This is a genomic window from Cupriavidus sp. 05N39 (assembly GCF_056397325.1).
In genome coordinates, this window is the sequence record NZ_JBFTNE010000262.1 from 1 (window position 1) to 739 (window position 739).

Annotated in this window: 1 protein-coding gene; it reads right to left on the reverse strand. The window is 59.6% G+C overall.

All coding sequences use genetic code 11. The features are described from left to right. Positions 1-553 precede the first annotated feature (553 nt). The coding region (locus AC1DN0_RS41185) for a hypothetical protein (RefSeq protein ID WP_477146622.1) at positions 554-739 on the reverse strand (186 nt) is incomplete at its 5' end.

Sequence of the window (739 nt, forward strand, 5' to 3'; positions counted from 1 at the left end):
GCGCGTATGGCACGCCGTTCTCATGTTGGAGAGGGATCATTGCTGAATTTGGCCTGGCTCCGAGATTTTTCCACAATCAAGGCGAGCGGAGAACTTCTCCGGCTGGCGCACTGTTGGATGGCTGTAACGAACTGACGTACGCTTCAATCCAGCTTGTAAGAAAGGTCGACGTTGAACTGGGCCATGAGGTCGCTCGTTGGTGTGAGACGCCAAGGTCCCACCATAATTACATGCGGATACTGGTAGATTCCGGGGCAGTATCGAACTTTATGTGAGCGTCTTCCTTAGAGGCCTTGGTGGACTCGAGTTTGACTATCGGGCACTGCAGTAGATGTGTGCATTGGGTCTTGGCCTCGCAATAGAGTTGTATCCAGGCGACGAGTAACATACCTGGGCGGGGGGCGTAGGAAGTGGTGGGAACCTTGAAAGGGAGTTGAACCGTCAATGTGCGCCGGACGGCCGTGCGCTTGTAGCGCCGATAGTCTCCCTCGGCGGTTGACAGCAGGCGTCCCTGACGCCCCGGCGATCTGGGTCGCAGCATTGCGCAGCGGACTCACGCCCGATGCCGCACCAACACCTGCGTCATCAACGCCCGCAGCGCCGGCGGCCGCACCGGYTTGGACAGGAACCCCCAGCCGTTCTCTGCAGCCTGCGCCTTCAATGCGTCGTCGCGTTCAGCGGCGACCAGAATCACCGGCGGTCGTGCCTGCCACAGGCCACAACGGTGCTCGTACAGCTC